Here is a 23,541-nt window from a genome sequence, read left to right as displayed (position 1 = left end):
CGGTCTCTGGACCGCGGGCCCATGATGATCACATCTGTCCAGTGATCATCCTGAGACAAGGGAAGAGACCGGACCTCAGCGAAGACGCCGCGCTCCGGAGGAGCGCCAAGAGCGCAGCGGGAAGGAGACGAGTCGGCGTGTAAGCCGGATCCTGTTCCCGGCGCCCCTCGCGGGGTGCCGGGTGGCGGCCATCCATCTCGGCCTGCCGTTGCCGACAGGCTCCAGCGGCCTACCCGCGGACATCGGGCGGGCAGCCCTCGATCGTCCGCGCAGGCGCCGCACGCGGCGCCCTCTTGGCCTTGCTCCGGGTGGGGTTTACCGAGCCACCTCGGTCACCCGAGGTGCTGGTGGTCTCTTACACCACCGTTTCACCCTTACCCGGTCGCTGTCGCGACCGGGCGGTCTGTTCTCTGTGGCACTGTCCCGCGGGTCGCCCCGGGTTGCCGTTAACAACCACCCTGCCCTGTGGAGTCCGGACTTTCCTCGGCGGCGGGAGTAGCTCCCGCCGACGCGGCCGCCCCGCCGACTCGTCCACCGGACAGCCTAGTACCCCGTGTCCCAGTGTCTGGAATCGACACCAGGGGTTGGTTGACCGCCTTTGGGGACCGTGCTCTACTCGGCTCATGGTCGCGTTTCGCCGACTCACTCGCCGCCGCCACGTGGATTTCCTTCGCGTGGTGTCGAGCGCCTGTCAGTTCTGACGATCTTCTCCTTTCCTCATGCCCCGCCCTCTCGGGGTACTCCCCTGCCTTTCCGGCATTCCTCACCTCGTGGAGAAGTCTTGTCCGAACACGATGGGAAGCATCGGCTCGAGCCGGTGAAATTCGCGTACTGGGTGCCCAACGTCAGCGGCGGCCTGGTGGTCAGCAAGATCGAGCAGCGCACCGACTGGGGCTACGACTACAACCGCCGGCTCGCGGTGCTGGCGGAGAACAACGGCTTCGAGTACGCGCTGAGCCAGGTGCGCTACATCGCCAGCTACGGTGCCGCCTACCAGCACGAATCGACCAGTTTCAGTCTGGCTCTGCTGCTGGCGACCCAGCGGCTGAAGGTCATCGCGGCGGTGCACCCGGGGCTGTGGCAGCCGGGCGTGCTCGCCAAGCTGCTCGCCACGGCCGACCACCTGTCGGGTGGGCGCGCGGCGGTGAACGTGGTGAGCGGGTGGTTCAAGGACGAGTTCACCAAACTGGGTGAGCCGTGGCTGGAGCACGACGAGCGGTACCGCCGTTCCGAGGAATTCATCCGCGTGCTGCGCGAGATCTGGACCTCCGACCACGCCGAGTTCCGGGGCGACTTCTACCGGCTGCACGATTTCGACCTCAAGCCCAAACCAGTCGTCACGGAAAAAAGGTCGCACCCCGAGATATTCCAGGGCGGCAACTCCACTGCGGCGCGGGCGATGGCCGGTCGCGTTTCGGACTGGTATTTCAGCAACGGCAAGGACTTCGAGGGCGCCAGCGAGCAGCTCGCCGAGGTCAACGCGAACGCCCGTCAGCACGGGCGCGGCGTCAGGTTCGGGCTCAACGGCTTCCTGATCGCCAGGGACACCGAGGCGGAGGCCCGTGAGGTGCTGCGGGAGATCGTGGCCAAGGCCGACCACGAGGCGGTGCGGGGCTTCGGCTCGGCGGTGCAGCAGGCCGGGCAGTCCACCGGCAACCGGACCGGCATGTGGCAGGACTCCTCGTTCGAGGACCTCGTGCAGTACAACGACGGGTTCCGCACCGGGCTGATCGGCACACCCGAGCAGGTGGCGACCCGGATCGTGGAGTACCGCAGGCGCGGGGTCGACCTGCTGCTGCTGGGTTTCCTGCACTACCTGGAGGAGGTCGAGTACTTCGGCCGCGAGGTGCTGCCGATCGTCCGCGAGCTGGAGGCCCGGGCCGACCGCTCCGCCGGTGTCCCCGAACCCGTTCTCGCCAACTGAGGAGCCCCGAGATGACCAAGAGCGTGGACGCCCAGGTGAGCTGGGACGACAAGCAGGCGCCGAGCACGGCGGAGCAGTGGGTGCAGCGGGCCAGCGAGGTGGCCGCGGTGCTGGCGGTGGACGCGGTGCGCCGCGACCGCGACGCCAACACCCCGTACGCCGAGGTGCAGCTGCTGAAGGACTCGGGCCTGGTGACCTTGCTGGCACCGGCCGAGCACGGGGGCGGCGGCCAGCCGTGGACCACGGCGTACCGGGTGATCAGGGAGGTGGCCAAGGCGGACGGCTCGATCGGGCAGCTGCTGGGCTACCACTACCTGTGGGCCTGGGCGGCGCGGCTGGTCGGCACGCCCGAGCAGATCGCCGCCGTGGAGGAGGCCGCCGCCAAGCAGCGCTGGTTCTTCGGCGGGGCCGTCAACCCGCGTGACCAGGACCTGACGATCACCGACCACGGGTCGCACCTGTCGTACAACGGGCGCAAGTCCTTCTCCACCGGCAGCAAGGTCTCCGACGTGACCGTGCTGGAGGGTGTGCTGGAGGGCACCGAGACGCACGTCTTCGCGATCGTGCCCTCGCGCCAGGACGGCATCGTGTTCAACGACGACTGGGACAACATCGGGCAGCGGGTCACCGAGAGCGGCAGCGTGGTGATCACCGACGTGCGGGTGGACTGGGCCAGCGCTGCGGGCTTCGTGGACAAGGTGTTCCAGCCGCGGGTCTACAACACGCTGAACGTGCCCGCGATCCAGCTGGTGTTCGTCAACTTCTACCTGGGCATCGCGGGCGGGGCGCTGGCCACCGCGAGCACCTACACCAGGGACAAGGCGCGGTCCTGGTTGTACTCGCCCTACGAGCGGGCCGTGGACGAACCGCACGTGCTCGACACCTACGGCGACCTGACCGCCAAGCTGTGGGCGGTCGAGGCACTGGCCGACAAGGTCGCCGAGGAGGCGCAGGTCATCCACGACAACGCCGAGGCGGTGACCGAGCGCCAGCGCGGCGAGCACGAGGTGCGGGTGGCCGCCGTGAAGGCCAGGGCCACCGACGTGGCCTTGGAGGTCACGAGCCGGATCTTCGAGGTGACCGGGGCCAGGTCCACGGCTTCCTCGGAGGGCCTGGACCGGTTCTGGCGCAACGTGCGCACGCACACCCTGCACGACCCGGTCGCGTACAAGCGGCAGGAGGTCGGCGTGTACGTGCTGCGCGACGAGATCCCCGAGCCCACCTGGTACTCCTGATCCACTTCCCCGCCCCGGTGAGGTCTGGTGGCCCGGCCTCACCGGGGCCCTCACTCTGGGAGGCAGTCCTTGTCCACCGTGCTCACGCTCTCCGGCAGCCCGTCCCCCGACTCGCGCACCAGTGTGCTGCTGCGGCACACGCAGGAGTGGCTCGTCGACCAGGAGCACGAGGTGCTGACCCTGCACGTGCGCGACCTGCCGACCTCCGCGCTGCTGGTCGCCAACACCGAGCACCCCGCGATCCGGCACGCGCTCGGCCTGGTGCGCAGGGCCGACGGGCTGATCGTGGCCAGTCCCGTCTACCGGGCCGCCTACAGCGGACTGGTCAAGGCGTTCCTGGACCTGCTGCCCGACGGCGCGCTGGCGGGCAAGGTCGTGGCCCCGCTGGCCACCGGCGGCACGCAGGGGCACCTGGTCGCCATGGACTACTCGCTGCGCCCGATGCTCAGCGCGATGGGCGCCGACAACCTGGTGCCCGGCTGCTTCGTGCTGGACCGGTTGATCCAACTGGCCGGTGAGGGCGGCGCCATGGACTCGTCCGCACTGGCCGCCGTGCACGTCGCACTGTCCCAGTTCGGTGCCGCGCTCGGCGCCCGGCACCGACTGCCGGTCGTGGCGTGAGCCGCCGCCCTACCCATGTGCGTCCCCCGCCACTCCCTGGGGGGCGACCCCGATCCCAGTCTACCGCCCGCCGCCCCTAGTTGATCTTGCCGAAGATCCACGTGTGGACAACTTGGCGGCTGTGCACAACTCGGGTCAGCTCAGGTGCGAGGTGTCGTTGACCAACCGGACCGAGGCGTTGCCGTCGGGGTAGAACTCCGCCGTGGACAGGGAAGCCGGGTCCAGGTGCAGGCGATAGAGCAGCGACGGGCCGGTGTCAAGGGCCATCCTCAGCAGGCTCTTGATCGGGGTGACGTGGCTGACCACGACCAGGGTGGCGCCGCCGTAGCGGCTGATCAGCGAATCGCGGCCGCGGCGCACCCTGCGGTGCACCGCGTCGAAGCTCTCGCCGCCCGGCGGGGTCAGTGAGGTGTCGGACAGCCACTTGCGGTGCAGCTCGGGGTCGCGCTCGGCGGCCTCGGCGAAGCTGAGGCCCTCCCAGTCGCCGAAATCGGTCTCGGTGAACCCGTCCTCGGTGATCACCTCGAGGCCGAGCGCCTCGCCGACGGCGCTCGCGGTCTGCACCGCGCGCCTCAGCGGGGACGAGATGACCGCGGCCACCTCGGGCATCGAGCCGAGCCGCTTGGCGGCGGCAGCGGCCTGGCGCTGGCCGAGCTCGGTGAGTTCGATGTCGCCGCGGCCGGAGTAGCGCCGGTCCACGGTCAGCGGGGTCTGGCCGTGCCGCAGCAGGATCAGCCGGGTCGGCGTGCCGGTGGCACCGGTCCACCCGGGCTGGCTGACCGGCTTCTCGGCGGCGGCGACGCGCTTCGGCGCGATGCCTGCCTGCTCGTCCATGGCCTCGTTGGCGAGCCGGTCGGCGTGCTTGTTGCGCTCGCGCGGGATCCACTCGAACTCGACCGAGTCGAACCCGGCGACCAGCTGCTTGGCCTCACGGGCCAGCGGCTGCATCGCCGGGTGCTTGACCTGCCAGCGCCCGGACATCTGCTCGACGACGAGCTTGGAGTCCATGCGCACCTCGACGGCGTCGGCGCCCAGCTCGGCGGCGGCCTTCAGCCCGGCGATGAGCCCCTGGTACTCGGCGACGTTGTTGGTGGTGACGCCGAGCGCGTCCTTGCGCTCGGCGAGCACCTCGCGGGTCTCGGCGTCCAGCACGACCGAGCCGTACCCGGCGGGGCCGGGGTTGCCGCGCGAGCCGCCGTCGGCCTCGACGATGACCCTCACAGACCGGACTCCGCGGTGCGCACCAGGATCGCGCCGCACTCCTCGCAGCGCAGCACCTCGTCAGCGGCGGCGGCCTTGATGGCGGACATGGCGGTGCGGTCGATCTCGATGCGGCACGCCCCGCAGCGGCGCGCGTGCAGCAGGGCCGCGCCGATGCCGCGCTGGGCGCGGACCCGCTCGTACAGGGCGAGCAGGTCGGCCGGGAACTGCTTGACCATCAGCTCACGGTCGGCGCTGCGCTTGGCATCGGTGCTGTCCAGGTCGGCCAGTGCGGAGTCGCGACGGCGCTGGGCGTCGGACAGGGCCCCCAGGGCCTTGTCCAGCTCGGCGCGGGCGTGGTTGGTGTCCGCCTCGACGGCCTCGCGGCGCTCCATCAGTTCGAGCTGGTCGTCCTCCAGCACGCCCTGCCTGCGTTGCAGGGTGGCCAGCTCGTGCTCCAGGTCGGCCAACTGCTTGGCGCCGACCGAACCGCCCGCCATCAGCTTGCGGTCGCGGTCCTCACGAGCCCGGACCTGCTCGATCTCGGTCTCCTGACGCCGGATGTCGCGGTCCAGGTCACCCAGCGTGGTCTCCACGGCGACCAGCGCGTCCCGCTTGGCCTGCGTCGTCTGCTCGGCCGCGCTGATCTCGGCGAGCTCGGGCAGCGTGCGGCGACGGTGGTTCACGCGCCCCAGCTCGGCGTCGACCTCGGCGAGGTCGAGCAGGCGGCGCTGCACCGCGGACTCGGCTTTCACTCAGTGGCTCCTCGGGATTCTGGCTGGGCGTGCAAGGTCCAGGGATCGGTCCGGCGGGTGGAAACGAAGACCTCGACGGTACCCGCAAGCGCGGAGCGGACCACCTCCGCCGCCTGCTGGCACCAGGGCCACTCGCTGGCCCAGTGCGCCACGTCGACCAGCGCGGGCAGCCCGGCACCGCGCTCGACGTGCTCGCCAGCCGGGTGGTGGCGCAGGTCCGCGGTGACGTAGGCGTCGACCCCGGCGCGCGCGGCGTGCCCGAGGTAGGAGTCACCGGCCCCACCGGAGACGGCGACCCTGCGGATCGGGCGGTCCGGGTCCCCGGCCCCGCGCACGCCCCACGCGGTGGCGGGCAGCGCGTCGGCGACCCTGCGCAGGAACACGGAGAACGGCTCGGTCGCGGGCAGTTCACCGATCCGGCCGATGCCGGTGCGCGAGCCGGGTTCGTGCGGGTCCAGCGGTCCGTGCACGGTGAGCCCGAGCGCCTGGGCCAGCGCGTCGGACACGCCGGGGTCGGCGGAGTCGGCGTTGGTGTGCGCGCACAGCAGACCCACGCCGTTGCGGATCATCCGGTGCACGAGGCGGCCCTTGGGCTCGTCGGCGGGCACCCCGTGCACCCCGCGCAGCAGCAACGGGTGGTGCGCCACGACGAGTTGGGCGCCGATCTCCAGCGCCTCCTCGATCGTGGCCTCGACCGGGTCCACGCAGAACAGCACCTTGTCCACCGGTTCGGCGCGGTCGCCGCAGACCAGACCGACCGCGTCCCAGGACTCGGCCAGCGCGGGCGGGTAGGCCTGCTCGATCGCGTCGACCACGGCGCCCAGGGTGGCGGTCATGCCAGCACCTCGCGCAGGGCGACGATCAGCGGGGCGCAGCGCTGCGGGGAGCGGACCGCCACCCGCAGGTGGTCGGCGCCCAGCCCGGGGAAGGTGTCGCCGCGCCGGACCGCGAAGCCGCGGTCGCGCAGGGCTCGTCGCACGTGTTCTCCATCCTTGACCCGGAGCAGCAGGAACGGCGCGGAGGCGGGGTCGTGCACCTCGACACCGGGCAGCGCGGCCAGCGCGGCGGCCAGCTCGACGCGGTGCGTCACGAGTTCGATCGCGGCGGCCTCGGCCTCGGCCACGGCGGCGGGCTCGCTGCACGCGCGCACGGCCTCCAGCGCGAGCGTGCCGACCGGCCACTGCGGTCGCCGCCGCCCCAGCCTGGCGAGCAGGTCGGGTTCCGCGATCGCGTACCCCGCACGCAGCCCGGGCAGCGCCCAGGTCTTGGTGAGGCTGCGCAGCACGATCAGCCCGGGCACGCGGGTGGCCGCGAGCGACTCGGGTTCGCCGGGCACCGCGTCCATGAACGCCTCGTCCACCACGAGGACACGGCCCGGCCTGGCCAGTTCGGTGAGCACGCGCGCGGGGTGCAGCACGGAGGTCGGGTTCGTGGGGTTGCCGACGACGACCAGGTCCGCCTCGTCGGGGACCAGGCCGGGGCGCAGCTGGTAGCCGTCCTCGGCGGCGAGCTGCACGCGGTGCACGGGCACACCGGCGTCGGCCAGCGCGACCTCGGGTTCGGTGAACGACGGGTGCACGACAGCGCTGAGCTCCGACGCCAGTTCGGGCAGCAGCGCGAAGCCCTCGGCGGCGCCGTTGAGCACGAGCACCTCGTCCGGCTCACGGCCGTGACGTGTGGCGACAGCTCGGCGCGCGGCCAGGTCCTCGGCTTCGGACGGATAGCCGCCCAGGCGGTCCAACGCGGCGGCGAGCCGGTCCCGCAGCCAGCCGGGCGGACGGTCCAGGCGCACGTTGACGGCGAAATCAGCCAGTCCGGGGATGGCGTCAACGTCGCCGTGGTGGCGCAATTGCGCACGCTGGATCTGCTGCCTGGTCATCGCGTGGAAGTCTAAGAGGATGCACATCAGCTTCGTCTGCTCGGGCAACATCTGCCGATCACCGATGGCCGCGCTGGTCTTCGGGGAGCAGCTGCGAACAGCTGGGCTGGCCGATGTCGTGGACGTGAGCAGTGCCGGGACCGGTGGCTGGCACGCGGGTGAGGCGGCGGACGAGCGCGCCACGCGGACCCTGGCCGAGCACGGCTACCCGACCGAGCACGTCGCGGCCCAGGTGGACGGCCGGCACCTGGATGCCGACCTGCTCGTGGCCCTGGACTCGGGGCACGCGCGCACGCTGCGGCGCATCGCGGACGACCCCGAACGGGTGCGGTTGCTGCGCTCGTTCGACCCCGCCGCGGGCGAGGACCTGGACGTGCCCGACCCGTACTACGGCGGGCCCGAGGGGTTCGAGGACGTGCTGGCGATGATCGAGGCGGCCATGCCGGGGCTGCTCGACTGGGTGCGCGAGAACCTGTGACCGAGCCGGTACTGGCGGCCGTCGCCGAGATCGTCGGCGGCGAGCCGGTGTCCGCCCACGGCCTCGGTGCCGGGGTCTACGAGGTGGAGTTCGCCGACGGGGACCTGGTGGTCGCCAAGCAGGGCTGTGGGCCGGGCGCCGCGCGGGCCGAGGCGGCGTCCCTGGAGTGGCTGGCCGAGTCCGGGGCGGTGCCCATGCCGGGGCTACGGGGCCACGACGACCGCTGGCTGGTGATGGAGCAGGTCGAGCCGGGGCCGTCGAGCACGGCGGCGGCCGAGCAGTTGGGACGCGCGCTGGCGGCTCTGCACCGGGCGGGCGCAAACGCTTTCGGGGCGCCCCCACCTGGTGCTCCGCAGCGCGGGTGGATCGGCCGTGCACCGATGAGCTACGCCCCTGCGGAGCACTGGCCGCGCTGGTACGCCGAGCAGCGGATCGAGCCGTACCTGCGTGACGCCGTGGACTCGGCGAGCCTGTCCGGCGCGCAGGCCGCGGTGATCGCGCAGGTGTGCGAGCGCGTCGAGGACCTGGCCGGTCCGGCTGAGCCGCCCGCGCGGCTGCACGGGGACCTGTGGTCGGGCAACGTGCACTGGGCCGCCGACGGCCGCGCCTGGTTGATCGACCCGGCGGCGCACGGCGGCCACCGTGAGACCGATCTCGCGATGCTGTACCTGTTCGGCTGCCCGCATCTGGAGCACGTGCTCGGCGGCTACCTGGAGGTGGCCCCGCTCGCTGAGGGCTGGCAGCGGCGGATCTCGCTGCACCAGTTGTTCCCGCTGCTGGTGCACGTCGTGCTGTTCGGCGGGTCGTACGCCGAACAGGCGGCGGCAGCGGCCCGCGCCGCGCTCATGGGGTAGTAGTCGGCTGGTGATCGAAGCATTCGGGTTCGCGGACTGGCAGTGGTTGAACGAGCCGGGGCGGTGGTCGGTCGATTCCGGGCTGACGGTGCACACCGATCCGGACACCGACTTCTGGCGGGTCACCCACTACGGGTTCGTCCGGGACACCGGGCACCTGTTCGCACGGCGGATCGCGGGCGACTTCCGGCTGGTCACGACGTTCACCGGGGCGTACACGCACCAGTACGACCAGGCGGGCGCGATGGTGCGGACCGATCCGGAGAACTGGCTGAAGACCGGGATCGAGCTGGTCGACGGCCACCAGCAGGCCAGTGCCGTGCTGACCAGGGGCGTTTCGGACTGGTCGGTGACGCCGATCCGGGACGCCGAGCAGGTCACGATCGAGGTGCGGCGCACCGGGGACACGCTGACCGTGCGGTACGGGCTGGACGGGGCCGAGCCGCTGACGATGCTGCGGCTGGCCTGGTTCGCGCCCGATGAGCAGGTGTGGGCGGGTGTGATGTGCGCTTCCCCGGACGGCCCTGGCTGCGCTGTGCGGTTCGACCGGTTGGAGCTCACCGAGGGCTGAGGCATACCGTGGGGTGGTGCGGTTCCGGTTCCTGTTCCAGCCCGGCTGGGTGGCGTTGACGTTGGTGGTGTTCGTCTTCGCCGGATCCTGCTACGCCGTGCTCGCCCCGTGGCAGTTCGGTCGCAACAGCGACCAGGAGGCGCAGAACTCCGCGTTGCAGAACTCGTTCAGCAGCTCGGCCGTGCCGCTGGAGCAGCTCGTTCCCGCTGGTGGCGAGCCCGCGGGCAAGATCGAGTGGCGGCTGGTCTCGCTGACCGGCGGCTACCTGCCCGAGGGTGAGGCCGTGGCCCGGCTGCGCACCGTGCAGGGCAAGCCCGCCTCCGAGGTGCTCACCCCGTTCCGGCTGCGTGACGGCCGGATCGTGCTGGTCGACCGCGGCTACCAGGAGCTGCAACCCGGCAAGGAGATCCCCGACTACCCGGCCGCGCCCGGCGGGGAGATCACCCTGGTCGCGCGGGTGCGGGCCGACGAGCCGCTGGACAGCCGCGCCCCGATCCTGACCGCGAGCAGGCCGCAGGTGTACCCGGTGAGCGCAGCCGCCGTCGCGCAGACCTCCAAGTTGACGATCACCCCCGGCTACTTCCAGCTGGAACCGAACCAGCCCGGGGTGGTCAACGCGCTGCCCCTGCCGCAGTTGGACTCCGGCCCGTTCTTCTCCTACGCCGTGCAGTGGATCATCTTCGGCACCATGGCCCTGTTCGGCTGGGCCTACTTCAGCTGGCGGGAGGCCCGGCCCGGCGGGGCACTGGACAAGGAGGTCACGCAGCGCCCCAAGCGCAAGTCGGTGGCCGAGATCCTGGCCGAGGACGAGGCCCGCGAACAGGCCAGCACGAGCAGCTGAATCGCCCGCCTACCTGGTGACAATCCCCCGCCACTCCCAGGGGGGCGACCCCGTCACCAGTCTACCGCCCACCCCCGACACCCAACCTTCACCAAGATCCACATGTGCACAACTCGCCGCCTGTGGACAGCTAGCGTTTCCGCAGGCCCAGGGCGGTGGCGAGCACGGCGGAGGCGGCTGCGGACAGGGCGCCGACGACTCGTGACAACTCGACCGCGCGCGTGACGTGACCGGCGTCGGGGCTGCGGCCGTGGCCGAGCACGGGGCGCTCCTCGGCGCCGTGCGAGTACACGGTGCGACCCCCGAGCCGGATCTCCAGGGCACCGGCGAAGGCCGATTCGATCTGGCCCGCGTTGGGGCTGGGGTGCGCGGAGGCGTCGCGGCGCCAGGTCTGCCACGCACCGCGCGCGGAGCCGCCGACCACGGGCGCGGACACGGCGGTCAGCATCGCGGCGACGCGGGAGGGCACGAGGTTGAGCACGTCGTCGAGCCGGGCCGAGGCCCAGCCGAACCTCGCGTAGCGCGGGGAGCGGTGGCCGACCATCGCGTCGAGCGTGTTGGCGGCGCGGTAGACGAGCAGACCGGGCACCCCGGCCACGGCGCCCCACAGCAGCGGGGCGACCACGGCGTCGGAGGTGTTCTCGGCCACGGACTCCACGGTGGCCCTGGCCAGGCCCGCGGCGTCCAGGCTCTTCGGGTCGCGGCCGCACAGGTTGGGCAGCCGCGCGCGGGCGTCCTCGATCTCGCTGGCGCCCAGTGACCGGCCCATGGCGGTGCCCTCGTCGGCCAGGGAGGCGCCGCCGAGCACGACCCAGGTGGCCGCGGCCGTGCTGACCACGCGGATCAGCGGGTGCCTGCGACCGGCGCGTTCCACGGCGAGACCGAGCAGGGCGGCGCCGCCGGTGAGCGCCCCGGTGTAGAGCACACCCGCGACCTTGCTGTCCCGGTAGGCGAGCTGCTCCAGCGCGGATGCCGCCCGGCCGAACGCCGCGACCGGGTGGCAGCGACGGGGATCGCCGAACACCGCGTCCGCCGCCGCACCGAGCACCAGGCCCACTGCCCGCGCCAAACTCACCCGTGCCACCCCCACCTCGCCGAGTCCGATACTCCGAACGGTATCGCCCCAGGTGTCACCCGTTTGGCGACAGGTGGCCCAGGCGTGGGGCGCGGGCCCATTAGTGTGGCCGACCGTGGAGCAGGAGCAGTTGTACGACCAGACGACCGACCGGCGGCTGCTGCTGTACGCCTACCTCCAGCCGCGCGAGCACCACCGCACCTACCTGACCACGATGCGGCTGTTCGCCTCGACCCTGCTGGCCGACCTGTCGGCGGGCGAGGTCGCGGCGAAGCTGGCCGCCGCCGAGCGGGACGGCCTGGTCGAACCGGGCGAGTCCCGGATCGAGAACGTGATCGCCCGGCTCAAGCAGCTGGTGGAGTGGGGCAACCTGGTGCCGGGGCGGCGCGAGGTGATCGCGTCGAGCATCGCCGAGTTCCAGCACGGCAGCGTGCGCTACCAGGTCAGCAAGCTCGCCGTGCGGGTGCAGCGGGACGTGGACGAGCTGCTGCGCGTGCCCGAGGGCGCCCGCGAGGTGTCCCGCGAGCTGCTGCCCGCGATCGAGCGCGGGCTGGGCCAGCTGGGCCGGTCACTGTCCGACGCGGTGTTCACCGAGGGCGGGCCGGGGGCCAGGCGGGCCAGGGAGGCGCTGGCCGAGCAGGTCACCACCCTGTTCCTGCAACACGCCGAGCTGGCCGTGACGGTCCGCGACTTCTACGCCTACCTGGGGCAGATCGTCACCCGGCACCACCTGGCCCCGGACGAGATCTCCGGGTTCCGCAACCTGCTCGTGGAGTACATCCAGATGGTGGTCGAGGACGTGCTGCGGCACACCCCGGCCATCGCCGACTCACTGGCGCAGCTGGCCAGGGGCCGTACCGAACTGCTGCGGCTGCTCGGCCCGGCCGACGGACTGGGCGCGGAGATCGAGCGGTCCCGCGGCCGCACCACGGCGGACTGGCAGGAGCTGACCGACTGGTTCGTGGACCGGCCGGGACGGCCCAGCCAGGTCACCGCGCTGCGGGAGGCCACCGGCCGCGCGATCGGCTCGCTGCTGGCCAGCGTCAAGCGCGCGACCTCGGGCGGCGGCCTGCTGCCGGGTCGGCGGGCGGAGCTGCTCAAGCTGGCGTCCTGGTTCGACTCCGCCGAGCCGGACCAGGCGCACTGCCTGTACGCGGCGGCGTTCGGCCTGTACTCGGCGCGCAACCTGCTGCCCGCGCCGGAGCACGACGGTGACGACGAGCACACACCCTGGCGGGACGGTCCGGTGCTGGACGTGACGGTGAGCGTGCGCAGCCGGGGCGATCGCGGTGCGCGCGGCCGCACCTCGCGGATCATGGACGACCCGATCACCGAGCACGCGCTGCTCAACGAGGCCCGCCAGGTGGACCAGCAGCGGGCCGAGGCGGTCTCCGAGCTGGTCGGGGCCGCGCCCAAGATCGAGGACGCGGAGCTGTCCAGCGGGGCGCTGGACGTGTTCTGCGAGCTGTTGACGATGGCGATGGCCCAGCGCGAGCGGGCCGAGGACACCGGCAGCGCCGCCGACCCGGTGCGTGGGCTGCGGCTGACGGTGACCCCGGAGCAGGGGCGCACGACGAGGATCGCGACCGCGGGCGGCACGCTGACCCTGCACAACGCTTCGGTGGTTCTGGAGGCCGGGCAGTGAAAGACGTGCTGGACGGCATGTCCGACATCGACGCCGCCAACGTGGTCCGCTGCGCGCGGGTGCTGCTGAGGCGGCCACTGCTGCGCGCCGAGGGCCCGGACGGCGATCTGCTGCCGCTGGTCTACCGGCACCGCGCCGCACTACAGGACCTGTTCTCGGGGCTGCTGGGCTACCGGCTGGTGGTGGAGCGCCGCTTCGCCCGCCTGTACAAGCCGGGTCCGGGCAACGACCCCAGCCGCGGCGAGTCCTCGCTGTCCCCGCGCGGCTACGCCTACCTGGCGCTGACCATGGCCGCGCTGACCGGTGTCGGCCGACAGGTGCTGCTGTCCAGGCTGGTCACCGACGTGCGTTCGGCGGCGGTGGAGGCCGGGGTCAGGGTCACCGACGACCTGCCGGACCGGCGCGCGCTGACCGCGGCCCTGCGGCACCTGCTGTCCCTCGGCGTGATCAGCGAGACCGAGGGCACGGTGGCCCCGTGGGGCAGTGACGGCCCGGCCGAGGCGCTGATCACCATCGACACCGACCTGCTGGGCCAACTGCTGTCCGGCCCGCTGCTGGAGGCCGAGGACCCCGCGCACCTGGTGGAACTGGCCGCCCGGCCCGGCCCGCGTGGAGCCGAGCACTCGGTGCGCCGCAAGCTGGTGGAGAATCCCGTTGTGCTGCGCTCCGACCTGCCCCAGGAGCAGTCGGAGTGGCTGCTGCGCCACCAGCGGCGCGAGTCGGCCCTGCTGGAGCGCAGCTTCGGGCTGATCACCGAGACCAGGTTGGAGGGCGTGGCCGTCACCGACCCGGAGGACTACCTGACCGACGTGCTGTTCCCCGGTTCGGGCACGGTGTCCCGGATCGCCCTGCTGGCACTGCCCGAGCTGATCGCCGACCCCGACCCGGAGCTGTTCGCCGAGGACGACCTGCCGCCGCAGCCGCGTGCGGACGGGCGGCACCCGATCCGCCTGGCACAGCTGCGCTCGATCTGCGCCCGGCTGGTCGAGGACTACCCGGCCGCGTGGTCGCGGCAGGCCACCGAGGACCCCGACCGACTTACCGCCGAGGTGCTGGACCTGTTGGCGCGCATGGGTTTGGCCACCGAGCATCCCGAGGACGGCTGGCTGGTCGCGCCGACCGCGCACCGCTGGGTGCCCGTGCCCGACGACACACCGGCCCGCACCGCACCGCCCGCACCGCCGCCTCCCCAGGAGGAACCCGGTTGGTCCCTGTTCGATGAGGAAGGTCAGTCGTGACTACGAGTCCGCGGTGGACGTTGAGCCGGGGCGGCATCGTCAACATCTGGCAGTACGCCGAGCAGGTCTTCGACTTCTCCGGCGGCCGGGCGATCTTCCAGGGCACCAACGGTTCCGGCAAGTCGCGCACCCTGGAGCTGCTGCTCCCGCTGTGCCTGGACGGGGACCTGCGCCAGTTGGGCTCCAAGGGCTTCGACACGGTGAGCATCCGGCGCCTGATGCTCGACGACTACGACGGCGGCCCGAACCGGATCGGCTACGCCTGGGTGGAGCTGCACCGCGCACCGGGTGAGTACCTGACCTGTGGTATCGGCGTGAAGGCCTCGAAGACCTCGCAGCAGATCACCGACTCCTGGCGGTTCGTCACACCGGCGAGGGTGGGCCAGGACCTGCGGCTGGCCGGTCCGGACCGGGTGCCGGTCGGCCCGGCGCAGCTGCGTGAGCTGATCGGCGCGGACTGCGTGTTCGAGGACGCCGCGTTCCGCGCCAAGGTCGCCGAGACGGTGTACGGGGTGCCCGCGGCGCGCTACGCGGACCTGCTGCACTTGCAGCGCACGCTACGCAACCCCGACGTGGGGTTGAAGGTGTTGGAAGGCCAGCTGGAGCAGATCCTCTCGGATGCCCTGCCCCCGTTGGACTCCTCGATGGTGGAGCAGCTGGCGACCTCGTTCGACGACCTGGAGTCGATCCGCGAGAACATCATCCGACTGTCCACTGCGGACACCGCGCTGGGCGCCTTCCTGGGCACGTACTCGGGTTACGCCCTGTCCGGCCTGCGGTCCGCGGGTGACCGGGTGCTCGCGGGCCGCAAGAGCCTGAAGTCCCTGCGCAGCGAACTGGACTCCTTGGAACGCAAGCTGATCGCAGCCCGCGAGGAGCGGGTCACCGCGGAAGAGGCTGTGGCGCAACAGGAATCCCAGGACAGCCAACTCGAAGCGCGGATCGAGGCACTCAAGGAGCTGCCCGCGTACCGGGGGCTGCGCGACCTACAGGACCGCGAGCAGCTCGTGGCGCGGTCCAGGTCGGCGGCCGAGGCCGCGCTGGACACCGCGGGCAGGCAGCGCGCGCAGGAGGACCGGGCGGTCGACGCGGTGCTGGCCGTGCTGCGCCGACTGGGCCAGGACATCGACGCCGCCGACGAACTCGCCGGTCAGGCAAGGGAAAGGCTCGCCACCGCGGGCCTGGACGCCGAGTTGTGCCCGCAGGTGCCGAAGATGCCCTCGGCGGAGGCGAGCAGCACCACGGACAAGGTGCGGGCCAAGCCCGACCCGGAGTCGGAGCCGCTGGCCATCGACCGGCGCACGCTGCCCCCGGTGCAGCCGCAGACGCTGCTGGACGCGCTCAGCGACGCGGGCCGCCAGGCCGAGCAGGCCGCCTCGGAAGCCAGGCGCCGCAACGCCTTGACCCTGTCCCTGCACGAGCGTGCGCTCAAGTCGGACCGGCAGTTGCGCGATGTCGAGGAACTGCGACGCGCCGCGCGCCAGGCCCAGCTGACCGCGACCGAGTCGGCGGGCCGCCGCAACGAGGCGGGCCAGCAACTGGCCACGGCCGTGGACGTGTGGCGTGAGCAGGCGTCCCGCTGGACCGCTGGCGGCCCGGATTCCTCCGTGCAGTACCCGATGATGCCGACCGCCGAGCTGCTCGCCGAGGAGCGGGGTGCGGCGCGGACCGCGCGCGACAACATCAGGCAGTGGGCCGCGCCGAAGGTGCACGAGCTACGCCAGCAGGTGGTGTCGGCCGAGCAGCGGCTGACCGAGCTGCGCGCGACGATCACCGAGCACGAGGCCGAGGTGGTGTCGCTGCGTTCCGGCGGCACGAACACAGCTGGCGATGGTGCGGCGTTCTTCCGGCTGGTGGACTTCGTGCCCACGCTGGCCGAGGCGGACCAGGCCGGGCTGGAGGCCGCGTTGCAGGCCAGCGGTCTGCTCACCGCGCTGGTGTCCGCGGACGGCAAGGTGTCCGACCCGGAGCTGGCCGAGGTGCTCGCCGTGGCCGGTCCGGCCGCCGAGGGCCGCAGCCTCGCCGAGGTGCTGGTGCCCGCCGCCGAGCCGGGCAGCCCGGTGTCGGCCGAGGTCGTGGCGAAGCTGCTCGCGGCCGTCGGTGTCGCCGAGGACCCTGCTGCCACAACGGTTCCCGGGCTGGTCGTGGCCACCTCCGGCGCGTGGCGTGCCGGTGTGCTGTGCGGCGCGCGGGCCAAGTCGGTGGCCGAGTTCGTCGGCGCCGGGGCCCGGGAGGCGGCGCGGCTGCGGCGGATCGCCGAGCTGAGCGAGGCCGTGGAGCGGCTGCACACCGAACTGGCCGAGTCGGAGCGGCGCTGCGACGAGGCGCGTGAGCGGACCACCGAGTGGGAGCGGCATGTCGAGGCGTTCCCGGACGACGGGGAGCTGATCGCCGCGCACGCCCGGCTGACCAGCGCGCGGGAGTCGGCCGAGGAGTCGGAGGCCCGTTCGCAGCAGCTGCGCGAGGAGCACGGCGCCGCCGAGGACCGCTGGCACGCCTCGCGCGCCGAGCTGGTGCAGGCCGCGGCCGAGTCGGGCATCGCGGTTGCCGACCCCGAGACGTCCACTGTGGACACTGAGGCGCTGGAGCGGGCCAACCGCGCGGCCTCGGAGGCGCGGGCGGCGGCCGAGCAGCTGGCCGAGGGCCTGGCCGGGCGGTGCGCGCGCACCGTGGCCGACCTGATGGACGCGATGAACCACCACCACGCCGCGGTGACCGACCGGACCGAGGCCGAGTCCGCGGCCAACGCGCTGTGCACCGAGTACGCCGACCGCGCACACGCACTGGACGATCTCAGCTCGGCGATCGGCAGCGAGGCCCAGGAAGTCTCCTCGCAACTGTCTACTTTGGAGGAAGAACGGCGCAGGGTCCGCCGTGAGCTGCCGCGCACCCGCGAGCACGTGGTGGAGGTGCGCGAGCAGGCGACCAAGGTGGAGACCCTGCTGGAGACCAAGCGGTCCCAGCTGGACTCGCGCGGGGCCGAGGAGTCGTCCGCGAGCACCGCGTTCGAGGAAGCCCTTGCGGCGCCGGGCATCTGGACCGCGGCCTTCCCCGAGCAGGAGCCGCCCGCCGACCTGGACGCGGCGCTGGGCGTGCTGGCCGGGGCCGCCGAGCGCAAGGGTGCGGGCGAGGGTTCGGTCATCACCAAGTTGCAGGTGTTGCAGACCTCGCTGGCCGGTACGCACGACATCGGCGCGGAGACCACCGGCGGGGTGCTCACGGTGACCGTGACCGGGGAGGACGGCCCGCGCCCGGTGGCCGAGGCCGCCAAGCGGGTCCGCGAGCGGCTCGCCGAGCAGCGCGGTTTCCTCGGCGAGCGCTACCAGTCGATCTTCGCGGACTACCTGATCCGGGACCTGGCCGAGCGGCTGCGCGGTCAGATCGAGGTGGCCGAGGACCTGTGCCGCCGCATGAACGACGTGCTCGACCAGGCCCGTTCCAGCCAGGGCGTGCACGTGCAACTGGAGTGGCGGCCCTCGGCGGCCCTGGACGAGCGCACCAAGCAGGCGCTGGAGCTGGTGCGCACCCCGCTGGCCGAGCGCAGCGAGGACCAGGACGACCTGCTGCGCCAGGTGATCACCGAGCGGATCGAGGCCGAGCGGGACGCGCACTCCAGCGGCTACGCCGAGATCCTGGCCAGGGCCCTGGACTACCGCACCTGGTACTCGTTCACCGTGCGGGTGCGCGACTCCGGCCCGGACGGCAAGCCGCGCGTGCGGCGGCTGCGCCAGCTGTCCTCCGGTGAGACCCGGCTGGTGTCCTACGTGACCCTGTTCGCCGCCGCCGCCTCGTTCTACGACGCGGTCAGCAGCACCGAGGACGAACTCGCCCCGCTGCGGCTGGTGCTGCTCGACGAGGCGTTCGAGCGGCTCGACGACCCGACCATCGCCCGCATGCTCGGGCTGCTGGTCGACCTGGACATGGACTGGGTCATCACCTGGCCCAGCGGCTGGGGCGTGTCCTCGAAGATCCCGCGCATGCACATCTACGACGTGCTGCGCCCCAAGAACGGCCGCGGAGTCGCCTGCACCCACACCACCTGGGACGGCGCCGGACTCGACCGCGACGACCCCTGATCGCGCGGACCTGTCAGACCCCCGCGGTAACGTCGAACCAGGGGACCTCGCGCCCCCTTGGGGCCCCGGGGGTCCCCCCGGTTTTGACGTTACGCCGGGGGTCTGACAGGCGTGTCCTGTGAGGCACTGCGCGAAGCCCCACGTCGACTCTTCGCGAACGCGCGCTCAGCGCGAGCGGCGACACCGCGATGAAGCCGTGGTGAAACCCGCTGCCCGCACCATCCTCCTGGGCGTGGCCGCCAGCGCCACGGTACTGGGAGGAGGGACATGACCAGCGCTCCATCACGATCGGCGATCGCGGTGACCGGGCTGCGCAAGTCGTTCGGTGACAAGGTGGTGCTCGACGGCATCGACCTGGATGTCCGCGAGGGGACGACGTTCTCCCTGTTGGGCCCGAACGGGGCGGGCAAGACCACCGCGGTGCGGATCCTGTCCACCTTGATCGGCTTCGACGGCGGCCAGGCACGGATCGCCGGGCACGATCTCGCCGAGGAACCCGACGCGGTGCGTGCCGCGATCGGGGTCACCGGCCAGTTCTCGGCGGTGGACGACCTGCTCACCGGCGAGGAGAACCTCGTCCTCATGGCCGACCTGCACCACCTCGGCCGTGCCGAGGGCGGGCGACGGGCCGCGGAGCTGCTCGACCGGTTCGATCTCACGGAGGCGGCCACAAAACTGGCGTCGACCTACTCCGGCGGCATGCGGCGCCGGCTGGACCTGGCGATGACGCTGGTCGGCGACCCGCGAGTGATCTTCCTCGACGAGCCGACCACCGGGCTGGACCCGCGCAGCCGCCGCATGATGTGGCAGACCATCCGCGAGCTGGTGGCCAGCGGGGTCACGATCTTCCTGACCACGCAGTACCTGGAGGAGGCCGACGAGCTCGCCGACCGGATCGCCGTCCTCGACCGGGGCAAGCTGGTCGCGGTGGGCACCCCGGAGGAGCTCAAGCGCGGCGTTCCCGGTGGTCATGTACGGCTGCGGTTCGGCGACGCCGCCGGCCTCGACGCGGCTGCGCGCGCCCTTGGCGATGTGTCCCGGGATGACGAGGCGCTCACCCTGCAGGTGCCCAGCGATGGCGGCGTCCCGGCGTTGCGCGCGCTGCTGGACCGGCTGGAGCGGGCGGCGATCGAGGTCGACGAGTTGTCCGTGCACACCCCGGACCTCGACGACGTCTTCTTCGCCCTCACCGGCCACCCGAGCGCGGCGAAGGAGGCAGTCCGATGAGCGATGCGGTGACCATGCTGCGGCGCAACTTCCGGCACACGCTGCGCAATCCCGGGTCGGTGATCATGACCATCGGGATGCCGGTGGTCCTCCTGCTGCTGTTCGTCGGCGTGCTCGGTGGCGCGCTGAACGCCGGCCTCGGGACGGCGGCGCACGGCGGCGACTACATCGACTACGTGGTGGCCGGGGTCCTCCTGATGACTGTGGGCTATGGGGCCTCCACAACGGCCATGGCGGTCAACCGGGACATGACCTCGGGCATCATCGCCCGGTTCCGCACCATGGCGATCTCCCGCGCCTCGGTGCTGACCGGGCATGTCATCGGGTCCACCGCCCGGACGGTGTTCAGCACGGCCCTGGTCGTCGGCGTCGCCCTGCTCCTGGGCTTCCGGCCGGCGGCCGACCCGGTGCGGTGGCTGGCGGCGGTCGGCCTGGTCGCGCTGCTCGCGCTCGCCCTGTCCTGGCTTGCGGTCGCGGTCGGGCTGCTCGCCAGGACCGCCGAGGGCACGAGCCCGTTCGTCCTCGTCGTCCAGTTGCTGCCGTTCCTCAGCAGCGCGTTCGTCTCGCCGGATTCGATGTCCGCACCGGTGCGCTGGTTCGCCGCGTACGAGCCGTTCACGCCGATCATCGACACGTTGCGGGGGCTGCTGTTGGGCACGCCCATCAACGACAGCGGCGTCGCCGCCCTCGCCTGGTGCGTCGTCCTCGCGCTGGCCGGCTACCTGTGGGCGCGGGCGCTGTTCAGGCGGGATCCGAGCCGGTGAGCTGATTCCTCGCGCGCAGCACCGCCACAGCCGCGGCTCGCAGGCCGTCCTGGTCGAGGTCGGCGTACGACGACACCGCGTCGGCGTACGCCGGCCGGTCGGCCTGCTGGGCGATGCCCCTGATCCGCTCGGGGGACATCGTCGGCTGGAATCCGCGCAGCAGCCCGAAACGCTCCGCCAGGGCGATCATCCGGACGCCCGCTGTGATGGCTCCGCCGTCAAGGTCCGCCACGGCCAGTGCCAGCAGGAGCGAACCGCACACCGGGAACTCCACCATCGACGCCGAGGTGACCACGGTGGACAGGATGCCGGGCAGCGCGTCGATGATCTCCCTGACCAGATCGAGCCGGCCATGGCGCGCATGCGTGATGACCGCGACGGCCTCGACCTCGAAAGGCCACAGCCCGCCGCCGGACAGATCGCCGCCGGTGTTGCTCAGGCGGTCGGCGGCCCGTCGCCACAGGCGCAGGCCACCCTCGACGTCACCCCGGCCGAGCAGGATCTCCGCGCGAGCGCAGACCTCGAACATCGCCACGCCACCCGGTTCGTCCCCGCCCCGCGCCGCCTCGTCCAGCCCGCGTTCCGCCTCGTCGAACCTGCCACGCTGCAGGTTGGCCAGCACCAATGCCCACGTCCCCCGAGACCCGGTGGACCACCCGAGTTCCGCCGCGATCGACAACGCCGCATCCAGGTGGCGAAACGCCGCCTCCCCGGGGTCGACCAGCAGGCACAGTTCGCCGACCCGGCCGTGGGCCACGGCCCGGATCAACGGTAGGTCGTCGCCCTCGAAGCACGCGAGCATCCGCCTGGCCGCCCGCAGCGCGCTGTCCAGGTCGTTGACGTTCTCCCACACGTAGCTGAGCACGTAGTTGGCGATCCCGGCCAGCAGCGGCTTGTCGCTGGCGGACAGCTCGTGCAGCGCAGGGACATCCGGCGCGCACAGCGCGATGTGGGCGGCTCGGACGAGGGTGTCCGGCGGGGCCAGCGGTAGCCGGCGCAGGGTGACCAGGGCGCGCAGCGGGCGGAGATCCGGCATGACGAACCCGATCAGCGCGCCCAGCACCGCGGCCGTCCTGGTGGCCTCGACGAGGGCAGGCTCGGGCCGCACGTGGGACAGCACCCAGGCGGTGTCCTTGGCCAGCGCCGCCAGGCGGGTGAAGTTCGATTCGGTGACCCACAGGCTGCCCAGCAGGGCCGCGGTCACCGCGACGGTCGCGCCGTCCTGCCGGTCGAGCCCGTACCTCAGGGCCTGCACCAGGTTGTCCTGCTCGGCGCGAATCACGTCCACGGCCACGAAGAAGCCGGCGGCGAGGTCCGGCTCCGGCCACCGCACCCCGAAGTCGCGAGCCCACCCGAGGAAGCGGGCGATGACGCGGTCGGTCTCACCGGCCTCCTCCCGGCGTGCGGTACTGAACTCGCGCACGGTCTCCAGCATCCGGAACCGCGTGCCCGATCCGCTGTCGGCCACCCGCAGCAGCGACTGGTCGACCAGCTGCTCCAGGACGAGGTCGTCACCGAGCAGGTGGCGCGCGGCGGCCGCGGTGAACCCGCCGGGGAACACCGACAGCGCGCGCATCGCCGCCTGCCCAGCGGGCTCCAGGAGGTGCCAGCTCCAGTCGATGACGGCGTGCAGCGTGCGGTGCCGCCGCGGCGCGTCCCGCAAGCTGCCCCGCAGCAAGGCGAACCGGTCGTCCAGCCGACCGGCGATCTCGGCGACCGACATCACCCGCACTCGCGCCGCTGCCAGCTCCACGGCGAGCGGCAACCCGTCCAGGCGGCCACACAGCTCCCGCACCACCCTCGGCGGCAGGTCGATGTCGGGGCGGGTCGCCCTCGCACGCTGGCCGAACAGCTCGATCATCGTCGGCAGGTCCAGCTCGGGCAGCGGGTACACCGATTCCGAGGAAAGGCCGAGCGGGGCGCGGCTGGTGGTGAGCACCCGCAGCTCCCTGCTCATGGACACCAGGGCCTGCACCAGCTCGGCCGCTTCGCGCACCACGTGCTCGCAGTTGTCCAGCACCAGCAAGGCGGGGCCAGGTCCGAGGGCGTCGACGATGCCGGTGAGCGCGTCCGCCCGCATGGCGAGCCGACCGGTCGGGGTGGGCCCGGCCTCCCGTACGCCGAGGGCAGACGCGACCTCACCGACCACGACACTGTCAGCGGTGACACCGGCAAGCCCCACGAAGTGCACCACCCGCTGCTCCGCCGCACGGGCGACCGCGTGCGCGAGCCGGGTCTTGCCCAGGCCACCGGCCCCGACGATCGAGGTCACCCGCGAGGCACGCACCAGGTCGGCCACCGCGGCGACGTCCTTGTCGCGGCCGAGCATTGGGTTGGGCTCCTGCCGCACCCCGTGCCGGACCTTGGGCGCGTCACTGAGCAGCAACTCGCGATGCACGCTTCCCAGTGCGGGGCCGGGGTCGCTGCCCAGTTCCTCGCACAACGCCCGCCGGTAGGCGTCGTACCTGGCCAATGCCGTGGCCGGGCCCACCGTGGCGGCCTCGCAGCGCAGCAGCTCCACCAGGACCTCCTCGTCCCGGGGTCGTTGCAGGGCCAGCTCGCTGAGCGGTTCGACCGCTTCGGCGGGGCGGCCCAGCCGGGCCAACGCCAGCGCGCGGGCACGCGCCAGTGACCGATACGTCGACGCCCGCGCCGCGCGCAACACCGACAGCGGGTCTTCGAGCGCGTTGTCCCAGCTCGCGGCCCCTTCGCACAGCGCGAGACCGGCCTCGGCGTGCTGCAGCGCCGACGCGTGGTCGGCGACACGGGCGCACTGCTCGCTCGCGGACGCGCTGAGCAGCACAGCGGAGGCATCGACCTGGTCCTCACCCAGCGAGAGGCGATAGCCGGTGGGTGTGCTGAGGATGACGTCAGGGCCAAGCCGCGTGCGGGCGCGGAACACCAGGAGTTGCAGCGCCTTCGTGGGATGCTCGGGTCGCTCGTCCGGCCACAGCGCGTCCACCAGCCGGGCGGTACTGCAGCCCGCGCGCAGTTCGCCGGCCAAGAGCGCAAGCAGGCTGCGCGGCCCGGAGCCGGTGATCTCCAGGCCGCGGTAGGACACCCGCGACAGCAGAACCAGCTCGATGGTCACTGGCGTCAGGGTAGCCGGACCGCCAAGCGGCCACCCCGAAAAGTGAGGACCCCTGACTGTCGGACCC

18 protein-coding genes and 1 other RNA gene are annotated in these 23,541 nt (G+C 72.3%); 12 read left to right on the top strand and 7 right to left on the bottom strand.

Annotated features, from left to right (window positions below; translation table 11 throughout):
• Positions 1 to 124: 124 nt before the first annotated feature.
• An RNA gene (gene rnpB, locus KALB_RS44750) (RNase P RNA component class A) lies at positions 125 to 530 on the bottom strand.
• A gap of 287 nt (positions 531 to 817) precedes the next feature.
• On the opposite strand from rnpB, the gene sfnG reads away from it, so the two are divergent.
• The 3 genes from sfnG to ssuE all read left to right on the top strand — a co-directional run bounded on the left by sfnG (position 818) and on the right by ssuE (position 3,780).
• Positions 818 to 1,924: a dimethylsulfone monooxygenase SfnG gene (gene sfnG / locus KALB_RS05235; protein WP_236650176.1), complete on the top strand. Its 1,107-nt coding sequence runs from the start codon at positions 818 to 820 to the stop codon at positions 1,922 to 1,924.
• 11 nt (positions 1,925 to 1,935) lie between these two features.
• Positions 1,936 to 3,159 (top strand): acyl-CoA dehydrogenase family protein, encoded by a 1,224-nt coding sequence (locus KALB_RS05230; RefSeq protein WP_025354675.1) that lies wholly within the window; start codon positions 1,936 to 1,938, stop codon positions 3,157 to 3,159.
• Positions 3,160 to 3,237: 78 nt separating this feature from the next.
• Positions 3,238 to 3,780, top strand: a complete 543-nt coding sequence (gene ssuE / locus KALB_RS05225) for an NADPH-dependent FMN reductase (protein ID WP_236650321.1) — start codon at positions 3,238 to 3,240, stop codon at positions 3,778 to 3,780.
• Between the two features lie 135 nt (positions 3,781 to 3,915).
• Here ssuE and KALB_RS05220 read toward each other — a convergent pair whose 3' ends face one another.
• Genes KALB_RS05220 through cobC form a run of 4 tightly spaced genes read right to left on the bottom strand, consistent with a single transcriptional unit; the run spans position 3,916 to position 7,614 of the window.
• Entirely contained in the window at positions 3,916 to 5,001 is a 1,086-nt protein-coding gene (locus KALB_RS05220) for a bifunctional RNase H/acid phosphatase (protein ID WP_025354673.1), read from the bottom strand.
• Entirely contained in the window at positions 4,998 to 5,735 is a 738-nt protein-coding gene (locus tag KALB_RS05215; protein ID WP_025354672.1) for a zinc ribbon domain-containing protein, read from the bottom strand. Before KALB_RS05215 ends, KALB_RS05220 begins: the two co-directional genes overlap by 4 nt.
• Positions 5,732 to 6,571, bottom strand: a complete 840-nt coding sequence (locus tag KALB_RS05210; RefSeq protein WP_025354671.1) for a Nif3-like dinuclear metal center hexameric protein — start codon at positions 6,569 to 6,571, stop codon at positions 5,732 to 5,734. The genes KALB_RS05215 and KALB_RS05210 overlap by 4 nt, the downstream gene beginning before the upstream one ends.
• On the bottom strand, positions 6,568 to 7,614 hold the full coding sequence (gene cobC / locus KALB_RS05205) for an Rv2231c family histidinol phosphate aminotransferase CobC (RefSeq protein WP_025354670.1): 1,047 nt from the start codon (positions 7,612 to 7,614) through the stop codon (positions 6,568 to 6,570). Before cobC ends, KALB_RS05210 begins: the two co-directional genes overlap by 4 nt.
• Positions 7,615 to 7,633: 19 nt before the next feature.
• On the opposite strand from cobC, the gene KALB_RS05200 reads away from it, so the two are divergent.
• From KALB_RS05200 to KALB_RS05185, 4 genes are read left to right on the top strand one after another with little or no spacing between them, the layout of a single operon-like run.
• A complete protein-coding gene (locus KALB_RS05200; protein WP_025354669.1) occupies positions 7,634 to 8,092 on the top strand; it encodes a low molecular weight protein-tyrosine-phosphatase in 459 nt (152 codons plus the stop codon).
• Positions 8,089 to 8,946, top strand: coding sequence for a fructosamine kinase family protein (locus KALB_RS05195; protein WP_025354668.1), 858 nt, complete (start codon positions 8,089 to 8,091; stop codon positions 8,944 to 8,946). Before KALB_RS05200 ends, KALB_RS05195 begins: the two co-directional genes overlap by 4 nt.
• 10 nt (positions 8,947 to 8,956) lie before the next feature.
• Entirely contained in the window at positions 8,957 to 9,517 is a 561-nt protein-coding gene (locus KALB_RS05190; protein WP_025354667.1) for a DUF1349 domain-containing protein, read from the top strand.
• A gap of 16 nt (positions 9,518 to 9,533) precedes the next feature.
• Positions 9,534 to 10,358 (top strand): SURF1 family cytochrome oxidase biogenesis protein, encoded by an 825-nt coding sequence (locus KALB_RS05185; protein WP_025354666.1) that lies wholly within the window; start codon positions 9,534 to 9,536, stop codon positions 10,356 to 10,358.
• A gap of 130 nt (positions 10,359 to 10,488) precedes the next feature.
• Here KALB_RS05185 and KALB_RS05180 read toward each other — a convergent pair whose 3' ends face one another.
• A complete protein-coding gene (locus KALB_RS05180; protein ID WP_025354665.1) occupies positions 10,489 to 11,433 on the bottom strand; it encodes a cobalamin biosynthesis protein in 945 nt (314 codons plus the stop codon).
• A gap of 115 nt (positions 11,434 to 11,548) precedes the next feature.
• Between KALB_RS05180 and KALB_RS05175 the strand changes: the two genes are divergently transcribed.
• The 5 genes from KALB_RS05175 (at position 11,549) to KALB_RS05155 (ending at position 20,383) form a co-directional block, all read left to right on the top strand.
• Positions 11,549 to 13,078 (top strand): DUF2397 domain-containing protein, encoded by a 1,530-nt coding sequence (locus KALB_RS05175; protein ID WP_236650175.1) that lies wholly within the window; start codon positions 11,549 to 11,551, stop codon positions 13,076 to 13,078.
• The gene (locus KALB_RS05170) at positions 13,075 to 14,316 is read left to right on the top strand and encodes a TIGR02678 family protein (RefSeq protein ID WP_025354663.1); all 1,242 of its coding nucleotides are present in this window, start codon (positions 13,075 to 13,077) and stop codon (positions 14,314 to 14,316) included. The genes KALB_RS05175 and KALB_RS05170 overlap by 4 nt, the downstream gene beginning before the upstream one ends.
• Positions 14,313 to 18,392 (top strand): TIGR02680 family protein, encoded by a 4,080-nt coding sequence (locus tag KALB_RS05165; protein ID WP_025354662.1) that lies wholly within the window; start codon positions 14,313 to 14,315, stop codon positions 18,390 to 18,392. The genes KALB_RS05170 and KALB_RS05165 overlap by 4 nt, the downstream gene beginning before the upstream one ends.
• Before the next feature lie 267 nt (positions 18,393 to 18,659).
• Positions 18,660 to 19,619: a daunorubicin resistance protein DrrA family ABC transporter ATP-binding protein gene (locus KALB_RS05160; RefSeq protein WP_025354661.1), complete on the top strand. Its 960-nt coding sequence runs from the start codon at positions 18,660 to 18,662 to the stop codon at positions 19,617 to 19,619.
• Positions 19,616 to 20,383 (top strand): ABC transporter permease, encoded by a 768-nt coding sequence (locus KALB_RS05155; RefSeq protein WP_025354660.1) that lies wholly within the window; start codon positions 19,616 to 19,618, stop codon positions 20,381 to 20,383. The genes KALB_RS05160 and KALB_RS05155 overlap by 4 nt, the downstream gene beginning before the upstream one ends.
• On the opposite strand, the gene KALB_RS05150 is transcribed toward KALB_RS05155, so the two are convergent.
• A complete protein-coding gene (locus tag KALB_RS05150; protein ID WP_025354659.1) occupies positions 20,361 to 23,474 on the bottom strand; it encodes an ATP-binding protein in 3,114 nt (1,037 codons plus the stop codon). The two genes, KALB_RS05155 and KALB_RS05150, sit on opposite strands and share 23 nt — an antisense overlap.
• Between the last annotated feature and the right edge of the window lie 67 nt (positions 23,475 to 23,541).

Origin of the sequence: Kutzneria viridogrisea DSM 43870 (assembly GCF_000525635.1) — a bacterium.
Taxonomy (GTDB): Bacteria; Actinomycetota; Actinomycetes; order Mycobacteriales; family Pseudonocardiaceae; genus Kutzneria; species Kutzneria viridogrisea.
Note: the sequence above shows the minus strand (reverse complement) of the source record. Positions and strands in the feature narration are given on the sequence as shown.

Excerpts from the sequence above, each read along its gene's own strand:
- KALB_RS05230 (WP_025354675.1), top strand. The coding sequence starts at position 1,936 with ATGACCAAGAGCGTGGACGCCCAGGTGAGCTGGGACGACAAGCAGGCG.
- KALB_RS05210 (WP_025354671.1), bottom strand. The coding sequence starts at position 6,571 with ATGACCGCCACCCTGGGCGCCGTGGTCGACGCGATCGAGCAGGCCTAC.
- cobC (WP_025354670.1), bottom strand. The coding sequence starts at position 7,614 with ATGACCAGGCAGCAGATCCAGCGTGCGCAATTGCGCCACCACGGCGAC.
- KALB_RS05200 (WP_025354669.1), top strand. The coding sequence starts at position 7,634 with ATGCACATCAGCTTCGTCTGCTCGGGCAACATCTGCCGATCACCGATG.
- KALB_RS05160 (WP_025354661.1), top strand. The coding sequence starts at position 18,660 with ATGACCAGCGCTCCATCACGATCGGCGATCGCGGTGACCGGGCTGCGC.
- KALB_RS05155 (WP_025354660.1), top strand. The coding sequence starts at position 19,616 with ATGAGCGATGCGGTGACCATGCTGCGGCGCAACTTCCGGCACACGCTG.